Below are 562 nucleotides of genomic sequence, written 5' to 3'. Positions count from 1 at the left end.
TAACCATCGGCTTTTATCCCTCTATTATCGAAGTTGGCAGTTGAGTCAGTTAACCATACAAGCGCGTGCGCATGCAAAAAATCAGCGCTCCCCATTAACTGATTGCATGTCGTCATTGACTGGCGATGGGAATGATCTAGCACTGCATTATGGCGGCATGTATGCATCTCCAACACGAAGTAAAGGTGCATTGAAGAGCATTTTGGAATGTTTGTCTGGTTGCCAAATTCGTATTCACGAGTTTCAAGGTCAATGGATGCGACTGTCTAAATCTGAACAAACTCGTTTGGCATCGAAAAGTATGCCCGAAGGCCAGTTTGCACAACTCGGTGCTGGTGCGTCACTAGGGAAAAAAGCCTGGAATATCAATGCAAGTACAACAATTGAGTTTCTCCCAAAGGAAAGTAAGCAAGTCACAAATCTATTACCCAAGACCAATACATTGAAAACGATAAAACGGGTAGCAGGTGACTTCATTGGCAAACACAAGCACGTTAAATGGCAACTCACGACTAAACATAGTCTATTGCCTCAAGTTCAAATATCTAAGCAACAAGGTCAG

At 43.1% G+C, this 562-nt stretch carries 1 protein-coding gene; it reads left to right on the top strand.

All coding sequences use genetic code 11. The annotated features are described in order from the left end of the window. The coding region (locus tag R7040_RS28845) for a type VI secretion system baseplate subunit TssG (RefSeq protein ID WP_318097947.1) at nucleotides 1-562 on the top strand (562 nt) is incomplete at both ends.

Source organism: Vibrio sp. 1069, from assembly GCF_033340555.1.
Note: the sequence above shows the minus strand (reverse complement) of the source record. Positions and strands in the feature narration are given on the sequence as shown.